4 protein-coding genes are annotated in these 2,554 nt (G+C 62.2%); all 4 read left to right on the forward strand.

Annotation, left to right across the window (positions count from 1 at the left end):
- A partial coding sequence (locus tag AC2VOU_RS12665; RefSeq protein ID WP_486957694.1) for a thioesterase domain-containing protein occupies positions 1–1,084 on the forward strand: 1,084 nt, incomplete at its 5' end.
- Positions 1,081–1,740: a DUF6875 domain-containing protein gene (locus AC2VOU_RS12670; RefSeq protein ID WP_486957695.1), complete on the forward strand. Its 660-nt coding sequence runs from the start codon at positions 1,081–1,083 to the stop codon at positions 1,738–1,740. The genes AC2VOU_RS12665 and AC2VOU_RS12670, both read left to right, overlap by 4 nt.
- Positions 1,741–1,801: 61 nt before the next feature.
- The gene (locus tag AC2VOU_RS12675; protein WP_486957696.1) at positions 1,802–2,245 is read left to right on the forward strand and encodes an aminoacyl-tRNA deacylase; all 444 of its coding nucleotides are present in this window, start codon (positions 1,802–1,804) and stop codon (positions 2,243–2,245) included.
- Positions 2,246–2,362: 117 nt separating this feature from the next.
- The coding region (locus AC2VOU_RS12680) for a hypothetical protein (RefSeq protein WP_486957697.1) at positions 2,363–2,554 on the forward strand (192 nt) is incomplete at its 3' end.

Below are 2,554 nucleotides of genomic sequence, written 5' to 3' on the forward strand. Positions count from 1 at the left end.
GCCGAGACCAGGCCGCGTCGACGCCCAGCCTCCCCGGACCGACACGGAAATGCGCGTCGCCACGTTGTGGTCTGACCTTCTGGGCACGCCCGTGGACGACGTCAACGCCGATTTCTTTGACCTGGGCGGTCATTCGTTGTTGGCGGCCCGGCTGATTTCCGAAGTTGAGCAGATATTTGGTGTCGAGCTTTCGCTCGCGTCGTTCATCGACAGCGGCAGGATCATTGCCAAGCTTGCGGAGTTACTGAGCACGGAAAACCACAGCAAGACCGACGGAGTCGCATCCGACCGACCGCTGCATTTCATCTTCGCCGATTCTGCGTCGGGGATGAGCGTGAGACACTTCACGGCGCAGTGGGGTTCCACGCAGCCGGTGCACGCGCTGGTCCTCGAACAGCCGGACGGGCGGTTCGACCGAACGATGACCATCGAAGATCATGCCAGACAGATCCTTTCGTTGATCCGGGAGCGGCAGCCGGATGGTCCGGTTGCGCTGGTCGGCTACTCGATCGGCGGGCTGGTGGCCTATGAAGTCGCCCGTCAGGCTGTCCGTGCCGGCCAGCAAATCGACTGGTTTGGCGTCATTGATGCGGTGGCGCCGCCGATGCATGAACTGGAACGCGACCGGCAGAGGGTGCGATCGCGGCTTCGCTCAATACGCCAACAGCCCGCACGTAAGCGGTGGGCCAAGTACGCCGAAGTCGCGATTCGGGTGCTTCGGAGGTGTACACCATGGCCAGTGCGCGAATTCGACTATCGCGGGAGTGCCGAGATCGCGTGTCGCTATCGGCAGCCCGGACATCAGGTGCCGATGGATCTGTTCGTGAGTGAGGACTTCTCGGCGGTCACCGAGGAAGATCTATTGGGCTGGGACGGGTTCCACGCAGGCCCGGTGGCCGGCCATCGTCTTGCCTGCGACCACACCGGCCTGCTTCAGCTGCCCGTAGCGGAGACGCTCGCTGGGATCATGCTCGAATCACTAGTCAAGGCAAGGGAATCGGCACCCGGACTTCCGCGGCTCCACGCCAGCGCTTCGTATCTTCCTGAGGCACCCGAGCGCATTGGTTCAGGGAGGCCGGTGTGAAAAAACAGCGTCAGGTTAACCGCGGCCTCTCGGTGACGCTGTCGTCGCTCGCCGATCCGGCGCCTCAGGAAGCCTCGGAGTGGGAGTTCGAGGCGGTCAGGCAGTGGGCCGAGAACTGGCTGGGCAAGTCGCACCCTGACCTCGGGCGCACGGGTGCCGTCTGTCCCTACATCGGCGCCGCGATGAAGAAGAAGCTGCTGCAGGTGGCATTCATGCGCGGGAACAACCTCGAGCACGACATGATGGTCGGCCTGCTCGACGAAATTGCAACGGCTTTCCCGGTACTTCCTCCGGCGGGCGGCTCAGAATCGATCTACAAAGCTGTCGTTGTAGTCTTCCCCGACGTGACAGAGTTTGGCCAGATCGACGCCGTCCAGGACGAATGCAAGACCATGTTCGTGGAACGCGGGCTGATGGTCGGCCAGTTCTACCCTGGCCATCCGCAGGGCGGGTTACGCAACCCGGACTTCAGGGCGCTCGACGGACCGTTCGCGATGCTCGCCGTGCGACACATGGTGGTCACCGACTACCCGTTCCTCTGCGAGAACCAGAAGTGGATAGCTGCTTACGCCGCGCGATTCGAGCCTGATCGTTCGGCCCAATGTCTTTACGGGACAACAACGTCCGACGATTCAGCCCTTGCCGGTACGCAGTGAGCGACTCTTTGACGACAATCAATCCTCGGGTTCAGCGTCACATAGACTCGCTCAACATCTCATGCGCAGTTCGATATCACCGGGACTTCCCAACCGAGATCCGTACACCCACGTATTTTCTGACGCGCTGGGCTATCCGCTGGCGCGGGTAACGAAATCCGTCTTCTGCCGCGCGCAATCGAAAGCTTCGTGCGCCGTACTGGTTGGCCCGATGGATCAGCGCATCGACTTCAAGCAAGCCGCTCAAGCGCTCGATGCAGGACGGTTGGAGATTGCCAGTCCTCAAGAGCTGGAGGAGATCACCGGATATCAGCGACACGGTGTATCGCCGTTCGGGCTGGATTCCGCGATCTCCGTCGTGGTAGCCCGCGAACTTTTGAACTACGAGTCTGTCCTGGTCGGAGCCGGCGCGCTCGGCGTAGAAATCGAAGTAGCGCCTCTGGAATTAATTCGCGCCACGAACGCGCTCGTTGTAACTATCGCGAAGCCCGTTGACGCCAGCTGATCCGCCGTTCCAGCGTGTCAATCACCTCGCACAGGGATATCGCCGCCTTTGCGTGTCTGGCCGCGGTGCTTGCCCGTCGCGAGCAAAGTTGTCATACCCGGCAGCGACAATTGAGCCGTGGAAGGTTATGACATCATCGGCGACATTCACCGATGCGCCGCCCATCTCGAATCGCTGCTGCGCAATCTCGGCGACCTTCGCGTCCGCGCGCGACGGCTGATCTCCACGAAGCTCACCCCCGGCGGGGGTATGCGCTCACCGGGGATCCGCGCCAGAGGTGCGCGACCGCGCACCCCAGGTCCAGCGCGG

Source organism: Mycobacterium sp. TH-M25 (assembly GCF_057473665.1).